Origin of the sequence: Imperialibacter sp. EC-SDR9 (assembly GCF_902498805.1) — a bacterium.
Classification (GTDB): Bacteria; Bacteroidota; Bacteroidia; order Cytophagales; family Cyclobacteriaceae; genus Imperialibacter.
In genome coordinates this window covers 240,669-267,353 of the sequence record NZ_LR701573.1, presented here as the reverse complement: position 1 = coordinate 267,353, position 26,685 = coordinate 240,669, and the positions used below count along the sequence as shown (strand labels likewise).

25 protein-coding genes are annotated in these 26,685 nt (G+C 46.5%); 16 read left to right on the top strand and 9 right to left on the bottom strand.

Annotated elements, in window-relative coordinates:
• Positions 1 to 2 precede the first annotated feature (2 nt).
• The 9 genes from GC130_RS01220 (at position 3) to GC130_RS01180 (ending at position 8,994) form a co-directional block, all read left to right on the top strand.
• Positions 3 to 1,211: a class I SAM-dependent DNA methyltransferase gene (locus GC130_RS01220; RefSeq protein ID WP_201568626.1), complete on the top strand. Its 1,209-nt coding sequence runs from the start codon at positions 3 to 5 to the stop codon at positions 1,209 to 1,211.
• Positions 1,211 to 2,386, top strand: a complete 1,176-nt coding sequence (locus tag GC130_RS01215) for a restriction endonuclease subunit S (protein ID WP_151996415.1) — start codon at positions 1,211 to 1,213, stop codon at positions 2,384 to 2,386. Before GC130_RS01220 ends, GC130_RS01215 begins: the two co-directional genes overlap by 1 nt.
• Positions 2,387 to 2,389: 3 nt before the next feature.
• Entirely contained in the window at positions 2,390 to 3,985 is a 1,596-nt protein-coding gene (locus GC130_RS01210) for a hypothetical protein (RefSeq protein ID WP_151996414.1), read from the top strand.
• A 121-nt stretch (positions 3,986 to 4,106) separates the two neighbouring features.
• Entirely contained in the window at positions 4,107 to 4,688 is a 582-nt protein-coding gene (locus tag GC130_RS01205; protein WP_151996413.1) for a restriction endonuclease subunit S, read from the top strand.
• A 184-nt stretch (positions 4,689 to 4,872) separates the two neighbouring features.
• Positions 4,873 to 6,216 carry a class I SAM-dependent DNA methyltransferase gene (locus tag GC130_RS01200; RefSeq protein ID WP_151996412.1) on the top strand — a complete coding sequence of 448 codons (1,344 nt, stop codon included), beginning with the start codon at positions 4,873 to 4,875 and terminating at the stop codon, positions 6,214 to 6,216.
• A 3-nt stretch (positions 6,217 to 6,219) separates the two neighbouring features.
• Positions 6,220 to 6,519, top strand: a complete 300-nt coding sequence (locus tag GC130_RS01195; RefSeq protein WP_151996411.1) for a hypothetical protein — start codon at positions 6,220 to 6,222, stop codon at positions 6,517 to 6,519.
• Positions 6,520 to 6,759: 240 nt separating this feature from the next.
• Positions 6,760 to 7,803: a virulence RhuM family protein gene (locus GC130_RS01190; RefSeq protein WP_151996480.1), complete on the top strand. Its 1,044-nt coding sequence runs from the start codon at positions 6,760 to 6,762 to the stop codon at positions 7,801 to 7,803.
• Between the two features lie 205 nt (positions 7,804 to 8,008).
• Positions 8,009 to 8,449 carry an HU family DNA-binding protein gene (locus GC130_RS01185; protein WP_151996410.1) on the top strand — a complete coding sequence of 147 codons (441 nt, stop codon included), beginning with the start codon at positions 8,009 to 8,011 and terminating at the stop codon, positions 8,447 to 8,449.
• 224 nt (positions 8,450 to 8,673) lie between these two features.
• The gene (locus tag GC130_RS01180; RefSeq protein WP_151996409.1) at positions 8,674 to 8,994 is read left to right on the top strand and encodes a hypothetical protein; all 321 of its coding nucleotides are present in this window, start codon (positions 8,674 to 8,676) and stop codon (positions 8,992 to 8,994) included.
• 175 nt (positions 8,995 to 9,169) lie between these two features.
• Here GC130_RS01180 and GC130_RS29040 read toward each other — a convergent pair whose 3' ends face one another.
• On the bottom strand, positions 9,170 to 9,292 hold the full coding sequence (locus tag GC130_RS29040) for a hypothetical protein (RefSeq protein WP_255471482.1): 123 nt from the start codon (positions 9,290 to 9,292) through the stop codon (positions 9,170 to 9,172).
• Positions 9,293 to 9,462: 170 nt separating this feature from the next.
• On the opposite strand from GC130_RS29040, the gene GC130_RS01175 reads away from it, so the two are divergent.
• The 4 genes from GC130_RS01175 (at position 9,463) to GC130_RS01160 (ending at position 14,745) form a co-directional block, all read left to right on the top strand.
• Positions 9,463 to 10,572: a hypothetical protein gene (locus GC130_RS01175; RefSeq protein ID WP_151996408.1), complete on the top strand. Its 1,110-nt coding sequence runs from the start codon at positions 9,463 to 9,465 to the stop codon at positions 10,570 to 10,572.
• Entirely contained in the window at positions 10,565 to 12,226 is a 1,662-nt protein-coding gene (locus tag GC130_RS01170) for a hypothetical protein (protein WP_151996407.1), read from the top strand. Before GC130_RS01175 ends, GC130_RS01170 begins: the two co-directional genes overlap by 8 nt.
• A 3-nt stretch (positions 12,227 to 12,229) precedes the next feature.
• Complete coding sequence (locus tag GC130_RS01165; protein ID WP_151996406.1) at positions 12,230 to 13,483, top strand: YARHG domain-containing protein; 1,254 nt, start codon at positions 12,230 to 12,232, stop codon at positions 13,481 to 13,483.
• A 368-nt stretch (positions 13,484 to 13,851) separates the two neighbouring features.
• Positions 13,852 to 14,745 carry a sugar phosphate isomerase/epimerase gene (locus GC130_RS01160; protein WP_151996405.1) on the top strand — a complete coding sequence of 298 codons (894 nt, stop codon included), beginning with the start codon at positions 13,852 to 13,854 and terminating at the stop codon, positions 14,743 to 14,745.
• Between the two features lie 115 nt (positions 14,746 to 14,860).
• On the opposite strand, the gene GC130_RS01155 is transcribed toward GC130_RS01160, so the two are convergent.
• The 6 genes from GC130_RS01155 to GC130_RS01130 all read right to left on the bottom strand — a co-directional run bounded on the left by GC130_RS01155 (position 14,861) and on the right by GC130_RS01130 (position 19,460).
• The gene (locus GC130_RS01155) at positions 14,861 to 15,697 is read right to left on the bottom strand and encodes a response regulator transcription factor (protein ID WP_151996404.1); all 837 of its coding nucleotides are present in this window, start codon (positions 15,695 to 15,697) and stop codon (positions 14,861 to 14,863) included.
• A gap of 119 nt (positions 15,698 to 15,816) precedes the next feature.
• Positions 15,817 to 16,605, bottom strand: a complete 789-nt coding sequence (locus tag GC130_RS01150) for an amidohydrolase (protein ID WP_151996403.1) — start codon at positions 16,603 to 16,605, stop codon at positions 15,817 to 15,819.
• Positions 16,587 to 17,738 (bottom strand): methionine aminotransferase, encoded by a 1,152-nt coding sequence (locus tag GC130_RS01145; RefSeq protein ID WP_151996402.1) that lies wholly within the window; start codon positions 17,736 to 17,738, stop codon positions 16,587 to 16,589. Before GC130_RS01145 ends, GC130_RS01150 begins: the two co-directional genes overlap by 19 nt.
• 4 nt (positions 17,739 to 17,742) lie before the next feature.
• The gene (def, locus tag GC130_RS01140) at positions 17,743 to 18,294 is read right to left on the bottom strand and encodes a peptide deformylase (protein WP_151996401.1); all 552 of its coding nucleotides are present in this window, start codon (positions 18,292 to 18,294) and stop codon (positions 17,743 to 17,745) included.
• Positions 18,291 to 18,707, bottom strand: a complete 417-nt coding sequence (ruvX, locus tag GC130_RS01135; RefSeq protein WP_151996400.1) for a Holliday junction resolvase RuvX — start codon at positions 18,705 to 18,707, stop codon at positions 18,291 to 18,293. The genes def and ruvX overlap by 4 nt, the downstream gene beginning before the upstream one ends.
• A 3-nt stretch (positions 18,708 to 18,710) precedes the next feature.
• Positions 18,711 to 19,460: an iron-sulfur cluster repair di-iron protein gene (locus tag GC130_RS01130; protein WP_151996399.1), complete on the bottom strand. Its 750-nt coding sequence runs from the start codon at positions 19,458 to 19,460 to the stop codon at positions 18,711 to 18,713.
• Positions 19,461 to 19,686: 226 nt separating this feature from the next.
• On the opposite strand from GC130_RS01130, the gene GC130_RS01125 reads away from it, so the two are divergent.
• From GC130_RS01125 to murF, 3 genes are all read left to right on the top strand, one after another.
• Positions 19,687 to 21,306, top strand: coding sequence for a S41 family peptidase (locus GC130_RS01125; protein WP_151996398.1), 1,620 nt, complete (start codon positions 19,687 to 19,689; stop codon positions 21,304 to 21,306).
• 501 nt (positions 21,307 to 21,807) lie between these two features.
• Positions 21,808 to 22,968 (top strand): homogentisate 1,2-dioxygenase, encoded by a 1,161-nt coding sequence (locus GC130_RS01120; RefSeq protein ID WP_151996397.1) that lies wholly within the window; start codon positions 21,808 to 21,810, stop codon positions 22,966 to 22,968.
• 275 nt (positions 22,969 to 23,243) lie between these two features.
• Positions 23,244 to 24,539, top strand: coding sequence for a UDP-N-acetylmuramoyl-tripeptide--D-alanyl-D-alanine ligase (gene murF, locus GC130_RS01115; RefSeq protein WP_151996396.1), 1,296 nt, complete (start codon positions 23,244 to 23,246; stop codon positions 24,537 to 24,539).
• Positions 24,540 to 24,546: 7 nt separating this feature from the next.
• Here the strand turns inward: murF and GC130_RS01110 are convergent, their stop codons facing one another.
• Together GC130_RS01110 and GC130_RS01105 are read right to left on the bottom strand one after the other, a co-directional pair.
• Entirely contained in the window at positions 24,547 to 25,920 is a 1,374-nt protein-coding gene (locus GC130_RS01110; RefSeq protein WP_370455725.1) for an alanine/glycine:cation symporter family protein, read from the bottom strand.
• A 12-nt stretch (positions 25,921 to 25,932) separates the two neighbouring features.
• A complete protein-coding gene (locus tag GC130_RS01105; protein ID WP_151996394.1) occupies positions 25,933 to 26,631 on the bottom strand; it encodes an arylesterase in 699 nt (232 codons plus the stop codon).
• Positions 26,632 to 26,685: the final 54 nt, after the last annotated feature.

Genomic DNA, 26,685 nt, shown 5'->3' with positions numbered 1-26,685 from the left:
ACATGGCCAATGCAGTGTTCATCATGCCCAAAGCCAGCTTGCTGGTGTCGGCCATCAATATTGTAGAAGACATTTTCAGGGAGATTGAAAAAGACGCCACCGAAGGCGGGCATTCCTTTCAGGACATACAGGGCGATGTGTATGAGATGCTGCTGAGTGAGATTGCCTCGGCAGGTAAAAACGGGCAGTTTCGCACGCCTCGCCACATCATCAAGCTCATGGCTGAGCTGGTGGCACCACAGCTAGGCCAGCGCATTGCCGACCCGGCTTGTGGCACAGGCGGCTTCCTGCTGGGGGCCTATCAATACATCCTCACCGACCTGGTGCGCAAGCAAGACCCTGACAAACTGAGCAAAGACGAAGACGGCTTTGAGCGGGCCGCCATTAGTGCTGTGCTCACCCAGCAGCTAAAAACCATGCTGGATAGCAGCTTTATTGGCTACGATATAGACACCACCATGGTGCGCCTGGGCCTCATGAACCTGATGATGCATGGCATAGACGAGCCGCAAATAGACTACAAAGACACGCTAAGCAAAACCTACAATGAAGACAGTCAGTTCGACATCATTATGGCGAACCCTCCTTTCACGGGCAATATCGATAAAGGCGACATTAACGAAGGACTGAAGCTGCCCACCACCAAAACCGAGCTGCTGTTTGTGGAGCGCATTTTCAATATGCTGAAAATGGGAGGCACTGCCGCTGTGATTGTGCCCAGTGGGGTGATACAAAACAGCGGCAAAGCATTTGAAGCCCTGCGAAAGCTGATCATAGAAAAAGCCGAACTCAAAGCCGTAATAGCCGTGCCCAGTGGGGTGTTTAAGCCTTACGCTGGGGTAAGCACAGCCATTTTGGTATTTACTAAAGGCGGCGAAACCGACCACGTTTGGTTTTACGACATGCAGGCCGATGGCTACACCCTGGACGACAAGCGCAACAAAATAGCCGACAGCGATTTGCCCGACATCGTGCAGCGCTACAAAGAACGTATCACCCTGAGCGCCGCCAAAGGGGACCGTACAGAAAAATACTTCATGGTGCCGAAAAAGGAGCTTGTAGAGAACAGCTACGACCTGAACCTGAGCACGTACAAAGAAGAAGTATATGAAGAGGAGGTGTATGAAAAGCCAGCTGTGATTTTTGGGAAATTAGAAATCATTGAAGCGAGTATTCAAAAGGGTTTGGCTGAATTAAAAGAGTTGGTGTGATGACTTTAGTTAAAATAGGAGACGTTTGTAATTTCCAAGGAGGAACCCAACCACCAAAAAATGAATGGAAAAGTGAGCCTGTTCCAGGTTACGTCCGAATGCTGCAAATCAGAGATTTCACACAAGGAAAGGATAAGCATATTGAATTTGTTAAGGATGGAAAAAAGCTAAATAAGTGTAAGGCTGATGATATCCTCATAGGCAGATACGGAGCCTCCGTTGGTAAAATATTAACAGGACTGGAAGGGGCGTATAATGTTGCAATAATTAAAACTGTTCCAGACGAGAGTAAAATTCATAAACGGTATCTTTATTATTTCCTTTTAAACCCAAGATTCAAAAATTTCATCACAAACATTGGTGGACGTGCTGCACAGCAAGGTTTTAACAAGGAAGACATCTCTGATTACAGATTATTTCTTCCCCCGCTACCCGACCAACTCCACATCGCCGATCTCTTAAGCAAAGCCGAAAACCTGATCGCTCAGCGCAAAGAGAGCATCCGCTTGCTCAATGAGTATTTGAAGAGCACTTTTTTCAACTTTTTCGACAATCCTGTAACAAATCGAAATAGCTACAAAGAAGTCAAACTAGGTGATCTAACCACTTTTTTAACAAGTGGTGGAAGAGGCTGGGGAAAATATTATTCAAAAACGGGTGAAAGATTTATAAGATCGTTGGACGTGCAAATGAACAATATCTTTTTCGAAGATGCTGCATTTGTTATTCCACCAGATAATCAAGAAGCTAATAGAACCAAGGTTGAACCGTTTGATGTACTCCTCACAATAACAGGCTCAAAAATTGGAAGAGTTGCTATGGTTCCCGAAAATTTCGGGACAGCTTATATAAGTCAACATGTCGCACTTATAAGGACTAATGGTATCAATCCTCTTTATTTATCCTACTATTTAAGCGATATAAATTGTGGGCAATACCTAATCAAAAAGAGCTTCTATGGCCAGACAAAACCTGGACTGAATTTCAAGCAAATTGAGAGTTTCGATATACTAGTTCCACCCATTGAACTCCAAACCCAATTTGCCCAAATCGTGAAAAAAACAGAAGCCCTCAAAATCCAATACCAACAAAGCTTGCAGGAGTTGGAGCATTTGTATGGCAGCCTGAGCCAGAAGGCCTTTCGGGGTGAGCTGGTGGCTAAAGAAACGGCGTAGCCTATGCCCGGATTGCAAACCAATGACGGCGGATTCAGACACCAGAAGCTTGCGGAGTTTCTGGAGCGCTGGCCTGTGGCCGCCCTTCGTTCCATGACCCTGGAGGAATATTCCAATGTTGGCAGCAAAGACACCTTCTGCTACTGGATCGAGTTCGAAACCGACTCACTTGGCAGAATACAGGGCAGGCCCTCCAATAAATTCGGCATTTGGAAACGGAAGTCGGACAAGCCTATCATCGGCATCGACTTTTTAACGGATGGGGAATACGCCTGGTACAAGAAATATGGTCAGAGTGCCGGAGAGTCATTTGAAACAATTAAAAGTCACGTAATCGCTGTTGCAGACAGTTCAGACCAAGGTGATTTCAAGGCTATTGACGGCATTGAACTAGATAATCTCACCAAATGGAAGATTGCTTTTCTATACTCGAATTATCGGTTGTTTCCCGTTTACAAAAAGGTGAGTGTGCGCACTATTGCACGGTATTTCGATCACCCTAACTACGAAAAGGGGCGCTTCTCAGACCTAAGTACTTTTCTCGTGGCTCAAAAGCCAGATGGTAAGGATTTCTTCGACTTTGCCTCCAGGCATTATGATCTCCTGACCATGAAAGCCGAGCGAAGCTACTACCTGATTGGCTCAAAATATGGCAATGGGGCAGATATGTTGCCACAGTTTTTGCAAAGAAGTGTTATTGCCACAGGGTTTTTCTGGAACGAGGAAGGTTTTGGAGACTTGTACGGGCATTCACGCCAGAAGATCAAAAACTGGTGTGACAAGCACCTCGACAACACCCAGGAAAAGTTCAACGCCGGTAGGCAGGCACTTTCATATTTCCTGGGGCTCAAAGAAGGGGACATCATCGCTATTAAAGCATTCGGCAGTTACGGCCGGCTGACCATAGCAGCCTATGCGCAGGTTAAAGCCGTCGACGGCAAGATCTACGAACATGACCCTGACGGGCTGGGCCACATTATCCATGTAGAGTTCCTGGAAACAGGCCTTTGGCGGGAATTGGGGCTTAACTATGCCAACACAATTCATGAAATCATCCCTGGATTAGAAAAGGGACACTTTGAACAGATATTCGGAAGCTATTCGCAGCTTGAATCATTTGACATTCAAGATGAGTCGGTCAGTGTGGTAGAAGACGAACTCCGCACCAGGATCAATGAGAAATCTGTAGAACCGCAGCAGCGAACAGTCTCCTATTCAACCATAGTAGGAAAGACCCACAATATCATTCAGGTCTCCTTTGCTCGTCACTTGCTTAAGCTATACCCTGAGGACGCTGTTATTACCGAATCAGGTTATGTTGACATAATAAGGGAGAGTAAAACAAGCATCTACCTGTATGAAGTGAAGCCATTCAATAGTGCCCATCAATGTGTTCGTGCGGGCATAGGTCAGCTGCTGGATTATTGCCACTCCAGCGCCAACAAATCCAAGGTCAAGCATTTGATCATCGTGGGCACCCCCAGTCCAACAGAGGCCGATTTGAAATTTATCGAGTTTATTAAGTCGAGCTTGAAGGTGTCTTTTGAGTACATCGCTTTTAATCCGGGTAAGGCCAATGTGTTGGAAAATCACCCATAGCTTGCGCAAGCGTTTGATCATTAGAGGTATACAACACAAAAGAAGTTATACACTATACTGTATATAGAATAGGAAGTTAGGAATAATTCCCTTATGTTTGTTTCTATATATAACATAGTGTATGATAACAAAGCTACATCTTCTCTCCGAAATACGCACGGGATATACCTTTCGGGGTCGGATTGCCTCGGAACATGGCATAGAAGACGTGGCAGTATTGCAGCCAAGAGACATAGAAAAAGGTGAGCTATTGGCGGAACCTACCATGATTGATGGCAGTCAAGTCCAATCTCTAAATAATCATCTCTTGCGCCCTGGAGATATCCTTCTCTCTAATAAAGGAACAAAATTCTCCTCGTTTTTAATTGACGGTGACGATGTTAAAAGAATAGCATCCGCTTCCTTTTTTGTCATCAAAGCCTATCCGAAAGCAATCTCTCCGAAATACCTTGCTTGGTTTCTAAGCCAAAAGCCTGCGCTCAATTACTTAAGCGCAAATGCCTCAGGTGTAACCATAACGTCATTAACAAAGAAAGCTTTGGAGGGGCTTCCAGTAGCTGTTCCTCCGGTTCATGTGCAGGAATCTATAGTTGCTATGGCCGATTTGGTGAAGAGGGAGCAAAGGGAATTACTAGAACTCATAGAGAAACGGGAGGAGTATAAAAACGCCTTCTGTTGGGAACTAATCAACCGGGCAAGTTGAATATTGTAAACAACCATATCAAGAACAACAAAGGGCAAGTCTGTCTAAATCAGCAGAGGGTAACTATCAATTTGAATATTTACATAAACTCTCCTCCGATAGAAAAGAAGAAGACATTTTTTCAAAGAATGAAGGAGATGATATCTGGAATTTTTAATTTATTAAAGTTGACCAAGGGAAACGTATGACATTTAGAGGAAGTTTTGACCATCTTTTAAAGACCACTGCTGATCTTTTAAGGTCAGCCGGAGCCAGAGAAGAGAGCTATGCAGAGTTTTTCCTTACAATGCTTTGCCTGAAATTTGCTCCGAAATTCAATTTGATACAAGATAGTTTCTTGGAGCCACCATTTGACCGAAACATTAGTCAAAGAGAACACATAGCTAATAGTATCAATGGCCTAACCGAGATTCACCCGGGGCTTTCTGTGGTGTTTGAAGACGGTAGAGGTCTTAAGGAAATTGACGATGAATTGCTCAATCGCATATTGTTTATATGGAATCATTTCTTCGAACAAAATGACAGAGGTTTAAACTGGAGTCCAGCAACTGTCGATTTATGTTTTGAGGCAATCACAGAGATTCTCATCCGAAATACTCGCCTTCCTCATCTCATTTCAACTCCGGTTGAGATCGTTTACCTAATGCGTTCCTTGATCGATATAGAAGGCAAGCATAGTATATATGACCCATATTGCCGATCCGGGCAATTCCTGAATAGTGCTATTGATAGTCTCGGTGAAGGTGCCAATGGAGCAGGTGAGGCTCGAGATAACCTTTCCTTAAAGATTTCGAAAGCCAGAAATTTTTTGTTGGCCCATGATAATATTAGTATTGAGTTCAGAAGCCCTGATGAGATCCAACAACGCAGTGAGAACTTCGACATCATTTTAACGAACCCGCCCTTCGGCGTATTTGCAAATCAAAGGAAGGCAGACCTCCGACACTTTAGTGCAAAGTTCAAAACCAATAGGCTGGAAGTTTCATATCTGACTCATGTTTTGGATCACCTTTCAGAATCTGGGCAAGCGGGTATAATTGTGCCTGACGGGCTTCTTACAAATGCTGCTATCGTTCAAGAGCTAAGGAAAGAAATAGTTGAGCGTAATATGCTGGACGCAGTTGTTCATTTACCCGCCAGAATTTTTTATGAAACTGGTGTATCATGTTCTATTTTATTACTAAATAGAAAGAGGGCCTTTGAAAATGTGTTGCTAATCGATTTGAGCAGCGATGGAGTAAAAGAAAGAGATAGGCACGTGTTGCCAGATGCGATTGTCAGAACGGCAGTCTCAAGTGTTAAGGAGTTTCGGAAATCCAGAGGAGCATCGAAAGGCGAACAACATTCAATATGCGTAAGCCCGTCAGAGTTCGCATCCAATGACTATAGTTTTAGGTTCGCTCGATACCAACCTCAATTGCTTCAGTTAGACAATACCTCAATTTCATCAGAAAAGCTTTGGAAGGAATGTATCGAAATAGAAGCTAAATTGATTTCGATAAGGAATGAATACAAATCAATCATTTAGTCTATGGAAGACCACGGTTTTCGAGTCTTTCGGAAGAATTTAAACATTTTGAGTGCGGTGATTCTGCTTTTGGCTATTTCAAATGCGGAAATGACGAAGCTTGGGCTATTCCGAATTGAACTTGAACTGGAAGGCTCCCTAGATGCAAAACATAGTAGTATAGGCTTGGAGTTTGAGAAAGCAAGAATTCGGTCAATGAAAGTAGCGCTGTTGCCAATTTCGGACGATGATGGGCTAAATTTTTCCGAAATTGTAATAGACAAACCCTTAAATACTAGTCACAATGAGTTCAGGACACACTAACCTTTTGAAACTTCACGAAGCAATAGCAGTCGTCTTACTATCATGCGAAAACCGTACAGCCAGCATCCAATATATTAGCGAAGAGATAGCCAGAAGAGGTCTCTATTTTCAAAAATCAGGTGGCATTGCACCGCCTGGCCAAATTAGGCTTAGGACACATCCCAAGACCAGGGCTGGCAAGACGTATGCGCATTTGTTTGTTTTTACCGAACCAGGCTTAGTTGGCCCTAGGCGTTAATGATGGAAGACACGAACAACCTCACCCCTCGTCAAAGCGAGTTTCTCCTCTACGTCTCTCAGAGCGGCGATGTAAAGGTGGATGTGCTGCTGCAAGACGAAACCGTTTGGTTGACTCAGAAAGCAATGCAGGAGCTTTTTGGCAAAGCCAAGCAAACCATTAGTGAACATATCAACAATGTGTTTAAAGAAGGGGAACTGCACGAACAACTGGTTGTCCGGAAATTCCGGACAACCAGTTCGCATGGGGCTATCAAAGGAAAAACTCAGGAAAATGAAGTCAACTTCTACAATCTTGATGTAATAATATCGGTAGGTTATAGGGTAAAATCCCACCAGGGTACACAGTTCCGTATCTGGGCTACCAAAGTGCTCAGGGAGTACATCATCAAGGGCTTTGCCATGGATGACCAACGCCTGAAGCAAGGCTCTACCCTTTTCGGCAAAGACTACTTTGATGAACTGCTGGAACGCATTCGTGAAATACGAGCCAGCGAAAGACGGTTCTATCAGAAAATAACGGACATCTATGCACAATGCAGCATAGATTATGACCCCAGGGCAGAAATCACCCAAACCTTCTATAAAACCGTACAGAACAAGCTCCACTGGGCCATCACCGGCCACACAGCGGCAGAAATCATAAAGGAAAGGGCTAATGCCGACAAGCCATACATGGGACTCACCACGTGGAAGAATGCCCCGCAGGGAAAAGTCCTGAAAACAGACGTGTCCGTAGCAAAGAATTATCTGAACGAAAAAGAACTCCGGGAACTCAACAGGATTGTGACCATGTACCTCGACTTTGCCGAGCTGCAGGCCGAAAGGCAAAACCCGATGAAAATGAATGATTGGGTAGGTAGGTTAGACGCTTTCCTGCAATTCAACGACTACCATGTACTGAAAGATGCAGGAAAAATTTCCGCCACCATAGCCAAACAACTGGCTGAACAGGAGTATAACAAGTTCAGGGTAGTTCAGGACAAGAATTTTGAATCAGACTTCGACAGAGAGATAAAGCGAATTGCCAAAAAGAAAAAAGACTAATCATGCAATCTGCCACTTGCTAAAAAAATAGCGCCCCAACTAGCTCTAATGAGCTCCTGCGTAGCACATAAGCCTTCAAGCTTATAAAGACGCTTCAATAATACAAACAAAAATGGCATCAGGTTTCAAAGAAGATTTTAACTGCGGCTAAAACACCCCCTACCTCACCAAGCCATTATACCGCCCTACCACTTTACGGGCATGTTTGATCGATCTTTTTTCCAGCCATATAGAAATGCCGGTGGTGATGATGGCCTGTGCCCAGCAGGGAGGACAAATCAAGTACTACGCCGGCATCGCCAGAGAGCGTGAAGTGTCACTGAGAGAAATGGTGCGGGAGATATCGTCTCGCAGCACCGTGACCACCGCCGATGCCATGGCAGTGATCGAGAACTTTCTCGAATTGGTACCCAAGTTTCTGCGCAATGGTCGCACAGTGAACCTGGGTCAGCTGGGAAGCTTTCGGGTGAATATCAGCAGCAAAGGCTACGACACGCCTGATGAAGTAGGTAACTACAGCATCAAGCGCAACAAGATCAGCTTTTTGCCCAGCGCAGAGATGAGGGAAAACATGGGTACAGTGAGGTATACCAAGTACACCGAGCTATCAAGCACCCTATTGTCGAACGAACCTGACGAAGAATGAGCAATCACCAGAGGTGTAAAAACCCAACCTAGAATCCCGCATGAGAGTGCGGGATTTTTTTTGTGGGTAATTAAAGAGGTTACTCTCTGCCAGACCTTCCATAACAACGTCATTTCGAAGTGTAGCGGAGAAATCCCCATGAGCCACAGCCGAGGCCTGATAAGGCACCTTTTCCTGTGCTGTGTAGGTAAGGGTTGTAGTCAAGCTAACTGCGCCTATGATCGTTGAACGATATATGCCGTACCTACGGCACTCGCTCTTCTTACTCTTCTGTTTCAGGCGTTACCGCCATGCCGTCCCTAACGGGACTGGTGCTGCTGCTATGGCAGGTCGAATTCGAGCCTTGTAAGGGGCCCGTACGGAGTGTGATACCCATGCGATGGGCCGTCACCCTTCGCACCAAAGCAGCCACGCCAAGGCGATACTTCATATACCGTACCTACGGCACTTGCTCTGCTTTACTCTTGGGCACAGTTGGCGTTACCGCCATGCCGTCCCTAACGGGACTGGTGGTGCCGCTGCGGCAGGTCGAATTCGAGCCCTGAAGAGGCCCGTACGGAGTGTGATACCCATGCGAAGGGTGCCAGCCCTTCGCACCGAACCAAACCGCCAAGGCGATACTCTATATACCGTACCTACGGCACTTGCTCTGCTTTACTCTTGGGCACAGTTGGCGTTACCGCCATGCCGTCCCTAACGGGACTGGTAATGCTGCTGCGGCTACCCACTTCCTAGCCCTGTAAGGGCGGCATATCCATGCGAAGGGTGCCAGCCCTTCGCACCAAAGCAAAGATCATTGTCCCAAACACTGCTGGCCGTTTCTATCGCTACTTTCTTCCTCAAAAACCAACCCCTATTTGCAAATAAAAAATAAGTACGTATTTTAATATCTCATTATATTATTTCAGCCTAGAACCTATTTTTAGCCGGATGGAGACAGTTTTACCAGGGGTTTTATATAAATCATTTTTTAAAATAGCGGGATACCATCTATTAATTTCATCTCCGCTGGCATGATATCGAAGGTATATAGCCCTGCATTTTACCTTATTTTATGGGTACTTCTGTTGGTAAATGTGCCTCAAAGCCATGCCCAGCAGGCTTCAGTCTCCCCACAGGAAGGCGACACCCTCGATAATGTCACCATATCGGAGGCCGAAGCCCGCAACATCATGAAGGGCCTGTTTGACCTGCCCCGGCTCACGCATTCCCTGGCCCTGGGCCGCATTGCTAAGGACGAGCGCCTCACCGCCTTCACTGACGGCTTCATGCAGCGCAATAATATCCAGGTGCTCACCATCGGCTATATCGAGAGCGACGAGTTCTGGCCCAGGATCTTCCGGCAGCAGCGTCTCAACAAAATCAATAAGGCTGATAACGACAACCTGCTGGCCGCCAAAATCATCTTTGTGCCTGTGGCCACCGATGGCCCTCCAACGGGCTACACCACCACCCTGGAGCTGACGGGCAAAACGTCACAGGTCTACGAGCTGCTCAGCATCAGCCAGGCCGAAGTCGATTCCATTGCCGCCTCCACCAGCCAGCAGCAGCTGGGCAGCGCCACCTTCGCCACCCCCAACGAGGCCAAAGAAACAGTGGTGAGTGCGCTAATAGCGGCGCTGGCTGATGTCGAGATCAGCCGAACTAAGAAACCATTGGTTCCAATTGACATGCTTGATAGTATTGTTATGGCAGTTATTACTGGAATGGTAGCAGATAGCCAGGCTGAAATTGATGAAAATCGAATTACTCTAGAAGAAAGATCTAACGAACTGAGAACAGAAATAGAATCTAGTGGAATGGATTATTTCATTATGGAGGGAGTTGATGGTGAATATGTCACGGAAGGGATGAGCAATCTATTTATCGTATCAGAAAGTGTTGATAATCCCAATGTTTTTGAAGAACTGTTTATCGAACTGTTCAAAAACGATAGAGCCATACAAATAATGTTGAAAAGAATAGATGCACTAACAAGTCTACTCAATCCGAAAATATTCTCGGAGGTTTTGACCGATCTTAGACCAACCCTAGAAGTTAACACTCTTTCTAATAATGATACTTTGAGCAATACTATTCGCATTGCATTAGAGAAAATAATAAAAGACACCGAAATTGATTAAAACTACCTATCCCTTCTTGGCTTTCTTTTTTCTGACTTCGCTAAATGGTTTCGCTGAGGACTCTAGTCTTTTGATTCATTTTAACAATAGCGAAGACGAGAAAGTGCTTACGAGTGCGATTATTTCTTCAGTAGATATCGACCGTTTTTTATCAGTCGCAACTCAAACTTCAGGTCAGGACACTGAAATCCAAATTGTACTCCAAGATCCAAAAGTCATTGGCAGGTTCTCTTTGATTGGAGAGCACAGTGTTGATCCAGATATTTATGTTTCAAAATGGGCACAATTGCATAACGGCAAAAGAAAACGAATTTTACTTCTTTTTCAAAAAGTTGATGGTGATTACCAATTTAGACATTTAGCAACAACTGATTTAGTGAAGCTTGCCCATATACCGGGGATTGTTAGCGACTTTATTTCTGAAAAGATCATAAAAAAGCAAGCTACGTTACTGATTTGCCTGTCGGAAGGAATGAATGCCATAATAAATGCTTATGACCAACAGTTTAAGGAAAGACTCATCCAAAATGCTCCCATTCTAATGGAGGATCAAAAATACTACAAAGGATATTCTAGTATTGATTTCAACTACTATTTCTTTGAGAGAGGTCTTTCCAACTACCCTAATGAAGGAGTAGGCTGCAATGACTTGTTTTTCGCTGACGGTTTTAGGTATTTTCCTGTAATTCCTATCATCCCACCAAAACTTAGTGTGAGCATTGAGAATCAGTATACCGTAGCTGATTATTTGAACGCAAAGCCTCTCGCATACAAGAGAATAAATTCTTTAAATGGACTTTCTGAGGATATTCAAATACTTGAATCTGACTTAGGCAAACTGTTTTATCTCGAAAATGAGGAATATGTTAATCTTCAGACAATAAGCATTGACTATGACTATTTAACTTTCAAATACCCGGAAACAACTTTTACCGGTCTATCGGATGCATCAATTGGAACGACTATGAGGCAAGATTTACATGATATTTACTGGCATCCTATGATGTTTAAAGAGTGGAAGTATAATAAAGCAAATGATAGCCCTCTAGTTTTTGAGAGTGACATCGAAGCATGCAATCTAAAGTATTCTGTTACCGTTCACAGTGGAAAGGTGACAACTCGATCCTCTCAAGTCAATGAAAAGGAAGGACTTTCGACATTCAGGTTGTCTGGTTTTAGAAATGCTCAACCCACTTGGTGCAACGTTTTTGCACGAGAGCTAAGCAACAAAGTTTTCGGGATAGACGCATTTCCTCCAAAAAGTTGTTCGGATCTCGTTAGAGAGACATTCACCGATGACACCAAGTTTATTCAATTAATTGGAAATGATAAAACCGAGGAGGCTATATGGAGTTTAATTAATAGTGGTTACACCGTCTATTTCGTTTCTTCATCTCATATTGAGACCGGCTTTCCAGATGATTTTGAGTCAACAAGTTACAGATTTAGACATGAGGGAGATAGTCGATATGACCCAGGCAAATTCAGCTCGAAGTTTGACGACAACTCTCTTCATATTTCGGATAATTCTAAAAGTATAGTTGTCGGGGCTGGAGCCTCTGTGGGGTTTAAGCAAGGTTACGATTCCTATGACTGGTTGAAGAATGAAGCATTAGTTTTTTTGTATCTTGGTTACTTATCGAATAAGTATTAGTGTATGAAGAATTCGTTGACTTTGTTACTCTTTCTATGCGTTCTTCAGAACGTAGATGGGCTCGCTCAAAGTTTTGTATATGACTTTACTAGAGTCGACTCTTTGGTTTTTCAGAAAGAGTTTGACAACTCTCATCAAATTTCTGCATATCAGAAGAACCCTTTATCAAAAGTTCAGCTAGTTTACGATGATAGTTTGATATTGGAAGCTCCTTCAATTGATTTCGACTTACTACAAGTGAATTCAAATAATGACTATTTTTTCTTTGCTGGCAGGGATAATAGCGCAATCGTGGTCAACAGGCTCAATTTACTTTCGGCGAGAATTGACACGATATTAGCAGTCTCTGATGCCGATCTTATTGGGGTCATCGATGATAGATTGATTGCGATTCAACGTGCTAATGAGGATGGTGCCGATGCTCGACCCAACGCAACTGGTGTGTCCGGCGGGGTAAAGGGCCAGAATCAATTGAGGCGAAAAGTAGTTTCTTACGATTTACAGAATTCCAAACAAGAAATTATTTTGGAACTTGATGCAGCAACTCTAAAGTATAGTGAAGATATTTTTTCAGTTTTTATCTTCCCTGGCACTAAGAAATTACTAATCCAAACTGGCGTGTATGAGAGTGGTGACTATGCACTTGAACAGCGCTTGGTTTTCGACATTGACTCAAAGTCAGTCAATTCAGTTGCACTACCTTCCTTCGTAACAGAGAGTGGCGATCCAAAATATAGGTGGGGAGAAGCGAGGAATGTTGTTTCTTATGACTCTAAAATGAGAGCTCTTTTTACTGACAGATTTATAATAAACCAAGACTTTGTAATTGAGGGGTTTTGCCTGGCTAAGAGCAGTTACAGGCTTATGGAATACTTTACAGTTGATGGAATGCCTCATGTTCCGTCAGTAATTGACGAGAAGAATGGAAATAAACAGGTGAGGGGAATAGTCCCTTTCAATGAAACAGTAGAACTTGAAACAGCCCTTTTTAAAGTATATTCTGATAGTATCCTTTTACAAAGAGATTTAGAAAAATTGAGCGAAAGCGACTTAGGAATATTGAAAAATTTAGTGTTCGCCAAACATAATTATAAATTTCAATCACTTTATTATCAGGCCATCTTTAATCTATTCGAATTCTATAATAGCGAACTGAAGAGAAAACGAAGGACAATTGACGTAAATGCACTACTCTCGGACATAGACAAGAAGAATCTAAACACCTTGCAAGTGGAACTTAAAAGGAGAGGAAAGTAGTCTCTGCTTTTGACGGCCGACTTATCAGGAGGTAATAGATAATTTTAAGCAAAAAGCATTAATAAGATTGCACGAAGTAGACTTACAGCTTTATAAAGACTTTTTTAAAACTCATTACCCTGCGGAACTTGAAAAAAAGTTTAATGACCAATTAACAAACGTGAGTTCGATATAGGAATGGAGCGAAAACATCAAATGAGGTGTCATTGCCAGCGTCATATCCATGCGACGGGCTTGCACCCTCAGCACCAAAGCAGCAATGTCACTCCCAGTCACTCCATCACCACACCAGTTTGTTACAAATGACACCTCAAGATTCCATCTATTAATGGTAAATTGAGAAACTTAAACACCCTCAATAATTGAAGATGAATCGAAGAACATTTGTTAAATCGGCTGGTGCGCTGTCGGCAGCTGCGCTGGTGCCACTCACCGGATTTTCAGCAGCCAGGAAGCCAAAATACAAAATGGGCTTGCAGCTCTTCACCATCAGAGATGCCATGGCCAAAGACCCGGTCAGCACCCTGAAGCAGGTGATGGCGCTGGGCTATCAGGACACGGAAATCTTTGGCTACGACGGCGCAAAAGGCACCTACTACGGCATGAAGGCCGCCGACTTCAAAAAGCTCCTGAACGACCTGCAACTCACCGCCACCAGCGGGCACTACGATTTTTCTTCGTATTTCAACCAGCCCATGGACACGCTGCTCGGCTACCTCGACCAGTGCATAGAAGGCGCCAAAGTGATCGACGCCAAATACATCACCTGGCCCTGGCTGGCACCAGACTACCGCACACCCGACAATTTCAAGTTGCTGGCCGACAAGCTCAACCAAATGGGTGAGCGGGTGCAGGCAGCCGGGCTCGGCTTTGCCTACCACAACCACGATTTCGAGTTTGCTCCGCACAATGGTGTTAAAGGGTATGACATCATTCTGAGCGAGACAGACCCCCAGCTTGTCAAATTACAAATGGACATGTACTGGGTGGTGCGCTCTTCCAACTCAACTCCCGCTGAACTTATTGCTGCCAACCCGGGCCGCTACGTGATGTGGCATATCAAAGACATGGACAAAGTGACCCAGGATTACTCCGAGCTGGGCAACGGCTCCATCGACTACATCAAAATGTTGTCGACCATCGACACCGATGCGCTGGAGTATTACTACCTGGAGCAGGGCGGCAACTTCGCCACCAATTCCATGCAGAGCATTGCCGACAGTGCGGCGTATTTCAAGAAGCATTTGCGGAAATACCTGTAATTCTCCACGTGTGATTCACTCCCCTTGGGGACGTCCTCCAGGAACTCTATGGGAGTCCATTACGATAAACCCTTTCAGCGTCCTCTTCGAGAGACACCAAAAGGATAATCGAAACTCACAAGTCTTCACCTCCCCCTGGGGTCTCCGTCAGGGACCCTGAGGGAGGTGCGGTTGGTGTTAAGAGGCCCTTTCTCAGGCAATAGGCCACCAACTGCGTGGTGTTTCTGCAATGGGATTTATTGAGCACATTGCGTTTGTGGGTGGTTACCGTGGTGTCGGCGATAAAAAGCTTTGCTGCGATTTCTTTTACAGCAAGGCCTTCTCCCAGTAACCTCACAATCTCAAGCTCTCTTTTGGTAAAAACCGGCTTGGTTGAACGAATGGCTGAAACCTCTCTTTCAAAAACGTCAATACTCAGGTAGGACGGCTCTCCATTGAGTCCAATGAGCGACAGCCGGTAATTGTTGGTGGAGGTAATATGCGAGATGTCGGTGTGCACGCCCATCACTTTCAATAGCGCTCCCTCTGTCGTAGTAGCCAGGGTAATAGTTTGCATATTGAACAGCTTGTAAGTGCCGTCTTTTACCCTTTCCCTGAAGCAGTAGCTGACCTTGTAATTCACCATTTTTTCAGGTGCCACCTTGTTTTTGAGGAAATAAGCCACATAATCCTCGCACTTCAAAAGAAAATCTAAATCGTCGGGGTGCACAATTTTGACCAGTTCGCTTATTGGCTTACCTGTTATATCAATGCCCAAAATGGCTGTGAGGGTGCTGCTTACCTTTTCGAAAGTGAGCGTGGGAGAATCCAAAATATAATAGTAAAAAGGCCCGGGGCAGAAAAAGGAAGCAACAAGCTCTTCTACAGGTACTTTTTGCAGGGAAGCTGACTCTTTAGCCAGGTAGTTGTCGTGTGATTCAAAAATCTGGTGAAGTATCTGGTTTTTGTCCATCCGTTTTGCTCGTTCTCAAGGGCTCAACCAGAACCCTCTTCTTTTACCGCCGTTGTTCAATACCCAGACCAGGCCAATGGTAACCTCGTGGCAGGGACAGGCAGTCGGAATAGCGGTTGCTACTTCACCTCAAACCCATCCGCCTCTTTGTAAAAAGGAAAGCGGTTTCTGAAAGCGGCCATTTCCTCGTAGTTGAGCCTGGCCTCCAGTATGCAGGACTTTCCTTCGTTGAAGACCAACTCATCACCTTTGTGATTGTACGCAGCCGAATGCCCGAGGTACTCGGCATCTACGCCGTCCACGCCAATACGGTTAACGCCTATGCAATAAGACAAGTTTTCAATGGCCCTGGCCTGGAGCAGGGTGTCCCAGGCATTGGTTCTGGGTGCTGGCCAGTTGGCCATGTACACCAGCAAGTCGAAGGCCGCCGTATCGTCCTCCCATTTGTTGCGGGCCCATACGGGGAAGCGCAGGTCGTAACAGATCATGGGGCAAATTTTCCAGCCCTTCCATTCAAAAATCAGCCGCTCAGTGCCCCGGGTAAATCCATCGGCTTCTCCAGCGAGCGCAAACAGGTGGCGCTTGTCGTACTGATGGTGGGTGCCATCGGGCAGCATGGCTATGAAGCGGTTGTAGTACTGGCCCTTTTCAGTCACTATGTAGCTGCCAAATATCGCCGCCTGAGTCTGCGCTGCCTGCTGCTTCATCCAGCGGAAGGTCTTGCTGTTCATAGGCTCAGCCAACTCCTTGGCTTTCATGCTGAAGCCGGTGGTGAACATTTCAGGCAGCACAATGATGTCCGGTTTGTTCCTGATCTTCCATATTTTTTCCTCAAACATGTGGAGGTTGGCTTCAATGCTTTCCCAGTGAAGATCGGCTTGTATGAGGGCTACTTTAAGATCCTGCATAGTTTTTCGGCTCCTTGAATGATGGTTTCGTCCTGCTTGGCAAAGCAGAATCGCAATACTTTGTGATCGGTGCGGTTGTGATAAAACACGGACACCGGGATGCTGGCCACTTTCATTTCTTTGGTCAGGCGCATGGCCAGATCGTAGTCATTCTCTTTTGTTATTTCGTCATACGACATCACCTGAAAATACGTGCCGTGGCTGGCCAGCGGTTTCCAGTCGGTGCCTTTGATACAATCGAGAAACAGGTCTCGCTTTTTCTGAAACATGGGGCCAATGCCCGAGTAATGATCGCCTGAGCTCAGGTAAGCAGCAATGCCAGCCTGCATAGGCGTGCTAACGCTAAACGTTAGGAACTGATGCACCTTTTTCATTTCCACCATCAGCTCAGGATGGGTGACCATGTAGCCTATCTTCCAGCCCGTCACATGAAAGGTTTTTCCGAAGGAAAACACGGCAATGGCCCATGGCTTCAGGTTGGGCCTTGAGAGCAGGCTGTGGTGCTTTTTTCCTTCAAAAATGATGTGTTCATAGGCCTCATCCCCCAGAATGTAAATCCCGTGCTTATGGGCCAGGCGTTCCAGCTGCTCCAGGTCACTCTCCGCCAGAATGGCGCCACTAGGGTTGTGCGGTGTATTCACCACAATCATACGGGTGCGGGGCGTAATGCTGTCTTCCACCTGGTCCCACGGAATGCTGTAATCCGGAAAATTGAGGGGAATGGGCACCATTGTGCCTCCAGCCAGGGCAATGCAGGGTTGGTACGAATCGTAAGCCGGCTCAAACACAATAACCTCGTCGCCTTCCTGTACCAGGGTAAGGATGGCACACACGATCGACTCGGTGGCGCCGGCCGTCACCATTACTTCCGTTGCCGGATCGGGCGTCCAGCCAAAGGTGTGCTGCACTTTTTCTGAAATGGCCTTCATCAGTGGCGGGTAGCCAGGCATGGGAGCGTACTGATTCAGACCGGCCTTCATGGCCTTCATCACTTCCTCTGCCAGCTCTTCCGAAATAGGGAAATCAGGGAACCCCTGCGAAAGGTTGACAGCCCCCTCATCCAGCGCCAGTTTCGACATCACTGTGAAAATACTGGTACCTACATCTGGCAGCTTCGAGGAAATGGGCGTCATGCAGTTATCTTTTCACGGGAATTTTTAAACGGTAGTCAGCAGACACCTTTCCTCTGCTGATATTCACAAGTTTATTCTTAATTATTCTCTTTTTGAAGGCCGTGAGGTGGTCGGTAAAAAGCACACCCTCAATGTGGTCGTACTCATGCTGAATAATACGGGCCTTCATGCCCTCGTACGTCTCGGTATATTCTTTCCAGTGCTCATCGTAGTAATTCACCGTTATGCTGTTGGGGCGTTGCACGTCGTCTCTCACACCGGGAATGCTCAGGCAGCCTTCCTCCATTACGATGGGCTTGCCATCTCTTTCTACAATCTTCGCATTGATGAACACCTTCCTGAATCCTGACACTTCGGGTTCTTCAAGCGGGGATCCATCCACCACAAACAGCCTGATAGACATGCCAATTTGTGGCGCCGCCAGGCCAATGCCGCTGGCACTGCGCATGGTTTCAAACATATCCAACACCAGCTGCTTCACGTCAGATCCCTTCTCTATATCAGCCGCCCTCTTCCTCAAAACGGGATCACCATATACTACTATAGGGTAAATCATAATCTATTACTCTCCATGTACGACTGCAGTATAATTACTGCACTTATTTTATCTACGTTTCCTTTAATTCTTCTGTCTTTTTTCTTCATCCCTCCGGCAATCATGGTATCCATGGCCATTTTGGAGGTGAAGCGCTCATCAATCAAATGAACGGGCATTTCCGCAAACTCTTTTTTGAGCTGCACCAGAAACCGGTTGACCAGCAGTGTGCCGTTGGTGTCGGTATTATCCAGCTTTTTTGGCATGCCTACCACGAAAGCGTCCACCGTTTCCTTTTGCAAATATTGCTTCAAAAAGGCGATAAGTTCATGCGATCGAACCATTTCGAGCGATGTGGCAATCAATTGTAAGGGATCGGTGACGGCTATACCAGTTCTTTTGCCTCCGTAGTCAATGGCAAGAATACGCCCCATGTGCTAGTTCCAGCGGATTTTTCTGTTGATCAATTCCTGCACACTCTTTTCAAGCATGAGCGCCTTGGGAAAAAGCACTTCATCCTCAATAGACGCATGTTGTATCAACTCTTTGTCAAATGCCTTGAATTCTTCATAAATAACCTTCAGGTGAAGGTCATTGTTCGGATTATGCTGGTAGTTGCTGGTTATTTCTCTTATGCCTTTCAATTCATCTTCCGTATGGTCATGATCGAGTGCCGCCTCCTGAATAGAGTACGACTCCAGCATATAGAACAATTTGCTTGAAGGCAGAGTGCCCTGCTGTACTTTATACAATGAATTAACGTAGGCGAAAAGAGTGTCCTCTTCCTCGTACACGTGGTGTATAAAGTCTTCCAGAAACAATGGAAACACAAACTTGAGGTCATCGGCCAATGTCTTGCTCACAGCAGATCGCTGATCCAGCCCATTGATAAGGCGAGCCAGATAGGGGAGTTTTTGCTTGATGAATATGTGGTGTGAATGCTTCAGGTATTCAATAATCAGATCAACCGGGTAGGTGGCAATGGTGTTTTTATCAAACTGGCTTTGCGGCTTGTAGCGTTCCATATTGCGGAGCACTTTGTCCAGAGGAAGGTTTTTTTCCTTGCAAAGGTCTTCCAGGGTATGCCCGGAGTATTTATAGAAAGCCACCCCAAAGTAGTCGAGCACTTTAGCGAACACGAAGTTCTCGTCGATGATAGAATTAATGGTTCTTTGGGCAAGCTTCACGCTACTGATTCTGATTAAGAAGCAAATATACACATTATGGTGGATGGTGTAAACGCTGAATATTAAAAACTTACCATTGCCATTGATCAACTAATCGCATAAATTTCAAGGCTATTAATAACCGAAGGCTATTAAGTTGCGTTTCAATCTAAACTGTTATCAATACGCAATACCTTTATTGAATACAGGCTGGAAAAAAGCAGAAGTCTTGATCAAATAAAAAATTATGAGCAACTCAAAGTGGGCGATCCGTTTGCCAATTATCATTACCTCAGCTGTAGCCATTGGCGTACTTCTGGGAGCTAACTTCACTACCAGCGACACCCCATCGGGCGATATGAACAAAAGCCTGTTCAAGTTCAGAGAGGTGCTGGGGTATATCGACAGAAATTATGTGGATGATGTAGACTCTGAAGAATTGGTAGAAACGGCGATTGTGAAAATGCTGGAGAAACTGGATCCGCACACGGTATACATTCCTAAAGAAGAAGCCGTGCTGGCCCAGTCTCAGCTGCAGGGCAACTTCGAGGGCATTGGTATTGAATTCAATATTTTCAAAGACACACTCTATGTTGTTACGCCACTCAGCGGCGGCCCATCCGAGAAAGTTGGACTCCAGGCCGGCGACAAGATTGTGAAGGTAGACGGGGAAAACATTGCCGGTATAGGTCTGAACAACCGAAAGGTGTTTGAAAAGCTGCGTGGACCAAAAGGCTCGGAAGCGAAATTGCAGATCATCAGAGATTCCAAAAAAGCACCCCTTGACTTCACGATCATCAGGGATAAAATACCTCAGTCATCAGTGGATGTGTCCTACATGGTCAATAAGGAGGTGGGTTATATCAAGGTGAGCCGCTTCACTGCCACTACCTACGATGAGTTTTATGCGGCCATGGAAAAACTGATTGACCAGGGCATGAAGAAGCTGGTGCTTGACCTGACCGGCAACCCTGGTGGTTACCTCGACAAGGCGGTGAACATGGCCGACGAGTTGCTCGCCGACGATGATATGATCGTTTACACCAAAGGAAAGGAAAGCCGCTACAACGATGAATACAGGGCGGTGCGAAAAGGAATTTTTGAGAAAGGGCCTGTTGTGGTAATGATTGACCAGGGAAGTGCTTCTGCCTCAGAAATTGTGGCCGGTGCCCTGCAGGACAACGACCGGGCGCTGATTGTTGGCCGCCGCTCTTTCGGCAAAGGCCTGGTGCAAATGCCGATCAACCTGAGCGATGGCGCTGAGCTAAGACTGACCATCTCGAGGTACTACACACCAAGCGGCCGTTCTATCCAAAAGCCATATGATGGAAAAGACGACGCTTATTCGCATGACCTGGCCGACAGGTACGAAAACGGTGAGCTCTTCGTGGCCGACAGTATCCATGTGAACGACACACTGGAGTACGCCACAGGTAAGGGAAGAAAAGTGTATGGCGGCGGCGGTATAGTGCCCGACTTCTTTGTGGCCATAGATACTACAGAAACGTCGAGTTACCTGACCAAGATGTACACCAGCAACTCGCTGAGGGAGTATACATTCAAATACTATGAGGCCAATAAGCAAAAGTTTGAGAAAATGGGCTTTGACGAGTTTTTTAACGACTTCAAAGTGACCGACAAAATGCTGGAGGATCTCAACAAAGTGGCGAAGGAAAATGGTGTGAAATATAACGCTGTGGATTTTGCCAAGTCGAAGGAGCTGGTGCGTATTCACATGAAAGCGCAGATAGCCCGAAGTAACTGGGGCGAAGAAGGCTTCTTCCCCGTCTTCAACCAGGCCGACGAAATTTTTATCAAAGCACTCACGCTGTTTGACCAGGCCGAGCAGTTGGCAGAAAGGAATTAAAGCATTGGAGAATTAAATTTTCGGGTGGGTGAATCCGAATTCAAAAGGCTGAATCTGACTAGCGTCGGGTTCAGCTTTTTTTTTAAGTAGACTACAAAAGTTTTGCTGGTTACCGGCAAAGTAGCTGCCGTATCCGTTGCCATAGGTTAAATAGCTTGGGATGGTGCTGCCAAACTTTTGCAGTCTTGATTATGCTCTGGAAATAATCTACCGGATGTTTTCGGTTAAAAGACATTGTTGAAATTGAGAGGCGCCTTTTTGGGAGGGGGGGCGAAAAATGGCGGCGGATGAGGGCTTTTGGCATGTGCGTTAATTTTTCGATGATTTTTGGTTACTTTTCATCAAGGAAAAGTAACAGCCTGTCCGGCTTTGAGGACATATTCATCTGTTCCGGATTCCGAAATGATTTTTTGGCGCAGCTTAGCACGCCCAAATCTTAAGACCCCTTTGCTCTATAAAGCCTGCATTGTTATGTAAATTTGACTATTAACCCTAAATGAGATGGCTTACTATTATAAACTGGGCGAAATACCCCCCAAACGACACACCCAATTCCGCCAACCCGATGGCAGCCTCTACAAAGAAGAGCTGGTAAGTTCCAAAGGCTTCTCGGGCATTTACTCTAACCTTTACCATATCAACGCCCCCACCAGGGTGAAGTCCGTTGGCAAGCCGGTTCGGTACGGGTCAAAAATTGCGGAGGACAATCCACTGCTGCAAACCCATTTGAAAACAACCGGCGTTGGCACTACTGGCGGCGACTGGCTGGAGGCCCGCAAGGTGTTGCTCAAGAACAAAGACGTGTCGATGGCCCTTTGCAACCCCAGCAGCCGAAGCATGGACTATTTCTACAAAAATGCCGAAGCAGACGAGGTTATTTTCATTCATGACGGCAGCGGCTGGCTGCTTTCTCAATTTGGCAAGCTGAGGATCACGTCAGGCGACTATGTGGTCATTCCCCGCACCACCATTTATAAGCTGCAATGGGACGAAGGCCCTTTGAGAACGCTCGTGATCGAGTCGGCGGGGCCAGTCGAAACCGTGAAGCGTTACCGCAATGAGCTGGGGCAGCTTTTGGAACATTCGCCCTACTGCGAAAGGGACATCAGGCCACCATCGGAACCGGTCACCGATTCAGCGAAAGGGGAGTTTCTGATGAAGATCAAAAAGGGCGGGTACCTGCACCAGTATGTGTACGACTACAGTCCGTTTGATGTAGTGGGCTGGGATGGCTTTCTGTACCCCTATGCCCTGAGCATTCATGATTTTGAGCCGATTACCGGGCGCATCCACCAGCCACCACCGGTGCATCAAACCTTCCAGGCCCATGGCTTTGTCATCTGCAGCTTCGTGCCCCGCCTGTTCGACTATCACCCGCTGTCGATTCCCGCTCCCTATAACCACAGCAATATCGACTCTGACGAAGTGCTCTACTATGTGGAAGGTAATTTCATGAGCCGAAAAGGGATTGAAAGAGGTTCGTTTACACTTCACCCCGGCGGCTTACCACATGGCCCTCACCCGGGCACTGTAGAAAAGAGCATTGGCGCCAAAGAAACAGAAGAGTTGGCAGTTATGCTCGACACCTTTGGGCCGCTTTACCTGACTGAGGAGGCGCTTGAATTTGTGGACCCTAACTACCCCATGAGCTGGACGGAGTAAGGAAACTGGAAGACCGAAGCAGGGGCGTCGGTACGGCGGGGATGGCGTTTGCGTGGGTGCCGTCGGCCGCCCGAAAAAGACGGGAGACGTGAGGCGTCGGTACGGCAAGCAGGCCAGCAGCGTTGGGGCCGTCAGCCGCCGGTCCCCTATTGAAGTCTCAGGTTAACAGCATTGCGAAAATGCAGCAGCCAGAAGCACTCCCCCTGCCGACTTTCTCGCCAGGCACTTTCGTACTCACCCACTCCTCATTACCTTTGACCTCAAACAAATTGTGAATGGACAACAACTTCATCGAATTTCTTTATAGCCGTTTTCTTCTATCGAGCGGTGTAAGCACCGACACCCGCACCGTGGCAGAAGGTAATCTATTCTTTGCACTGAAAGGCCCCAACTTCAATGCCAACGCCTATGCCGAAGAAGCCCTGGCCAAGGGAGCGAGTTATGCCGTAATCGACGATGTGGCATACAAAAAAGGAGACCAATATATCCTGGCAAAGGATGGCTTAAAGGCTTTGCAAGACCTCGCCACTTTCCACCGCAGCAGGTTTCACAGAAAGGTACTGGGTCTTACCGGCTCCAATGGCAAAACCACCACCAAAGAGCTGATCAATGCCGTGCTCAGCAAGAAATACATCACCCATGCCACCACCGGCAACCTCAACAACCATATCGGCGTGCCGTTGACGGTATTGGGTATCCATCCGCAGGTGGAAGTAGCCATTATTGAAATGGGAGCCAACAAGGTTGGCGATATCAAAGAGCTTTGCGACATCGCCGACCCCAACCATGCACTAATCACCAACATTGGCAAAGCACATCTGGAGGGCTTCGGCAGTATCGAAGGGGTGCTCAGGGGTAAAAGTGAGTTGTTTGACCATATCCGCAAAAACGAAGGAACGGTCTTTATCAACAGTCGGCAGCCCATGCTGCAAAACATGGCCAAACGGTTTGAGTCAGCCATTACCTTCCCTCAACCAGGCGACACTTATGAAGTGAAGTTCATTGAAGCTAACCCGTTTGTGGTGTTTCAGGTCGGCAATCGGGCGCCTGTTACAAGCCAGCTGATTGGCAGCTACAACTTCGACAATATCGCTGCCGCCATGGCCGTGGGGCAGTACTTTGAGGTGCCACTGGACAAGGCCGAGGCAGCCATTGCAGGCTACCAGCCAAAAAACAACCGTTCTCAGCTACTCAAAGCTGGCAGCAACAATATCATCCTCGATGCCTACAACGCCAATCCCGACTCCATGAAGGTGGCCATCGAGAACCTGAAGACGATGAAGGCCGACAACAAAGTAGCCATCCTCGGCGACATGCTGGAGCTAGGCGCTGATTCCGATAAGGAGCATGCCGCTATCGGTAAAGCAGCTTGCGAAGCGGGGTTCAGTCAGGTGGTTTTCTGCGGGCCTAAGATGAAACAGGCCAAAGAGGCATGTCCTTCAGCTTTGTATTTCGAAACGAGAGACGCACTACTGGATCATGTGAAGACATCGGGCTTCTCTAGCTGCACAATTTTGATCAAAGCCAGCAGAGGAATAGGGTTGGAGAAAGTGGTGAATGCTTTGGAATAAGAAATATTCAGCTTTGTCTATCCAACTCCCCCCTTTTCACCCTGCCAAAGTAATCGTTGGCAGCAGCCTTCACCTTAGGCGCCAGCAATATGGCTCCGACCATCGTGGGAATGGCCATTAGTCCAAACATCACATTGATAAAGTCGACCACCATGGTGAGTGTGGTAATGGATCCCACAATAATGATGGACACATACCAATAGTTAAAGTAGTGGGCGTATTTTGCTCCCGCCAGAAAGCTGACACATTTGGTGCCGTAGTAGCTGTAAGAGAACAGGGTAGTAAACCCAAATATCAGCACGCATAGGAATAACAGGAATGGCCCTACTGTTGGCATGGCCGCCTCAAATGCCTTGCCTGTCAGGGTAATGCCATTGGTATCTGTCGTTTGCCACACGTTGGTAGCGAGAATGGCAAAACCCGTCAGCGTGCAAACCAGCAAAGTATCAATGGCCGGCCCCATCATGGCGACCAACCCTTCTCTCACCGGCTCCTTGGTTTTAGAGGCGCCGTGCATCAACGGAGCGGTACCAATACCCGCCTCGTTGGAGAAAGAAGCTCTCTTCGCTCCCTCTATGATCAGCGCCCCAATGGCTCCTCCCATGGCGGCTTTGGCGGTAAATGCATCGCTCAGAATCATGCTGAAAATGTGTGGAATATCAAGGAAGTGAATGCCCAAGATGTATAGCACACACGCCATGTACAGCACCACCATGAACGGTACCATGCGGCTTGCCACCAGGCCAATTCTCTTGATGCCACCAAAGATAACCAGACATGTAAGCAGCGTAATAACCAAGCCCATTACCAAATTGGAGGTGAAAGAACCTGCCCAATCAAATCCAGCCGGAATAAGAAGTACGTCATTTGTAACTTGAATGACCTGATTGGCTTGAAAAATAGGTGTGGCTCCAAAAAAACAGAATACGCTGAAGAACACGGCCAACGGCTTCCACTTCTTGCCAAGACCTTCTGTAATCACATACATCGGGCCGCCCTGCACATCGCCGTTGGAGTCTTTGCCCCGGTACATCACGGCCAATGTGCAAGTGAAAAACTTGGTGGCCATTCCAAAGAACGCACTCACCCACATCCAGAAGATAACGCCCGGCCCACCCATTACAATGGCGATGGCTACGCCACTCACATTACCCATTCCAATTGTAGCTGCCAAAGCACCGGAAAGCGCCTGAAAATGGCTGACATCACCAGGAGCATCCGGGTCGTCGTATTTGCCCCTCAAGACATCGAGGGCATGTTTAAAATAGCTGAAGGGCGCAAAGCCTGAATAGAACATGAAGAAAATGCCGCCACCCATGACAAGTACCAGCAAAGGCACTCCCCACACGAAATTGGCCGCAGCAGAAATGAAACTTTCTATTTTGTCCACAGATCAAATATTGTCTTCGTCAATGATAGGTTCGAGTACAGCCCACACATTGTCCGCCAACATCTTGTGTCCTTCCGGCGTGGGATGGATACCATCCGGAAGATTCAACTCTGGAATTCCCCCCACCCCCTCCAAAATGAAAGGAATAAGTGCAGTGTTGTGCTTTTCGGCGAGCGCAGGAAAAATGCCTCTGAATCTGTCGGTGTACTCCTGCCCCATATTAGGTGGAATCTGCATACCAGCCACGATAATTTTTACCTGCGGGTTCGATTGCTTTACTTTTTCAATGATTTCTGAAAGATTCTTCTCGGTTTCATCCAGGCTAATACCTCTGAGTCCGTCGTTGCCGCCCAGCTCCAATGCAAAAATATCGACAGGAGTTTTCAGCACCCAATCAATCCTGGAAAGCCCACCGGCACTGGTTTCGCCACTCAGGCCTGCATTGATGACATTATAATCGTAGCCAAGCGAGTCGAGCCGCTCCTGAATGATGGCCGGAAAAGCCTCGGATATGTCAAGCCCGTAACCTGCGGTAATGCTGTTGCCATAGAAAAGAATGACTTTTCGTTTGTCTTCAGCAGGTTCGCTGGCAACATCCGCTTCGCTTACCTTCTCTTTTGAAGTCGTTTGTTTACTGCTATCGATGCTGTCACAGGCAAATACCCCAACAAGCAGCAGCGCTCCCAAAATACTTTTTATCATAAACACCTTCTTTTGTGTTACAAGTATACTAATTCATAAACGAAATATGCCCGA

Coding starts and splice junctions, on each gene's coding strand:
- GC130_RS01175 (WP_151996408.1), top strand. CDS start 9,463: ATGATATCGAAGGTATATAGCCCTGCATTTTACCTTATTTTATGGGTA.
- GC130_RS01220 (WP_201568626.1), top strand. CDS start 3: ATGGCCAATGCAGTGTTCATCATGCCCAAAGCCAGCTTGCTGGTGTCG.
- GC130_RS01125 (WP_151996398.1), top strand. CDS start 19,687: ATGAGCAACTCAAAGTGGGCGATCCGTTTGCCAATTATCATTACCTCA.
- GC130_RS01200 (WP_151996412.1), top strand. CDS start 4,873: ATGACATTTAGAGGAAGTTTTGACCATCTTTTAAAGACCACTGCTGAT.
- GC130_RS01210 (WP_151996414.1), top strand. CDS start 2,390: ATGCCCGGATTGCAAACCAATGACGGCGGATTCAGACACCAGAAGCTT.
- GC130_RS01120 (WP_151996397.1), top strand. CDS start 21,808: ATGGCTTACTATTATAAACTGGGCGAAATACCCCCCAAACGACACACC.
- murF (WP_151996396.1), top strand. CDS start 23,244: ATGGACAACAACTTCATCGAATTTCTTTATAGCCGTTTTCTTCTATCG.
- GC130_RS01165 (WP_151996406.1), top strand. CDS start 12,230: ATGAAGAATTCGTTGACTTTGTTACTCTTTCTATGCGTTCTTCAGAAC.
- ruvX (WP_151996400.1), bottom strand. CDS start 18,707: ATGGGGCGTATTCTTGCCATTGACTACGGAGGCAAAAGAACTGGTATA.
- GC130_RS01215 (WP_151996415.1), top strand. CDS start 1,211: ATGACTTTAGTTAAAATAGGAGACGTTTGTAATTTCCAAGGAGGAACC.
- def (WP_151996401.1), bottom strand. CDS start 18,294: ATGATTTACCCTATAGTAGTATATGGTGATCCCGTTTTGAGGAAGAGG.
- GC130_RS01195 (WP_151996411.1), top strand. CDS start 6,220: ATGGAAGACCACGGTTTTCGAGTCTTTCGGAAGAATTTAAACATTTTG.
- GC130_RS01105 (WP_151996394.1), bottom strand. CDS start 26,631: ATGATAAAAAGTATTTTGGGAGCGCTGCTGCTTGTTGGGGTATTTGCC.
- GC130_RS01155 (WP_151996404.1), bottom strand. CDS start 15,697: ATGGACAAAAACCAGATACTTCACCAGATTTTTGAATCACACGACAAC.
- GC130_RS01205 (WP_151996413.1), top strand. CDS start 4,107: ATGATAACAAAGCTACATCTTCTCTCCGAAATACGCACGGGATATACC.
- GC130_RS01190 (WP_151996480.1), top strand. CDS start 6,760: ATGGAAGACACGAACAACCTCACCCCTCGTCAAAGCGAGTTTCTCCTC.
- GC130_RS01145 (WP_151996402.1), bottom strand. CDS start 17,738: ATGACGCCCATTTCCTCGAAGCTGCCAGATGTAGGTACCAGTATTTTC.
- GC130_RS01160 (WP_151996405.1), top strand. CDS start 13,852: ATGAATCGAAGAACATTTGTTAAATCGGCTGGTGCGCTGTCGGCAGCT.
- GC130_RS01150 (WP_151996403.1), bottom strand. CDS start 16,605: ATGCAGGATCTTAAAGTAGCCCTCATACAAGCCGATCTTCACTGGGAA.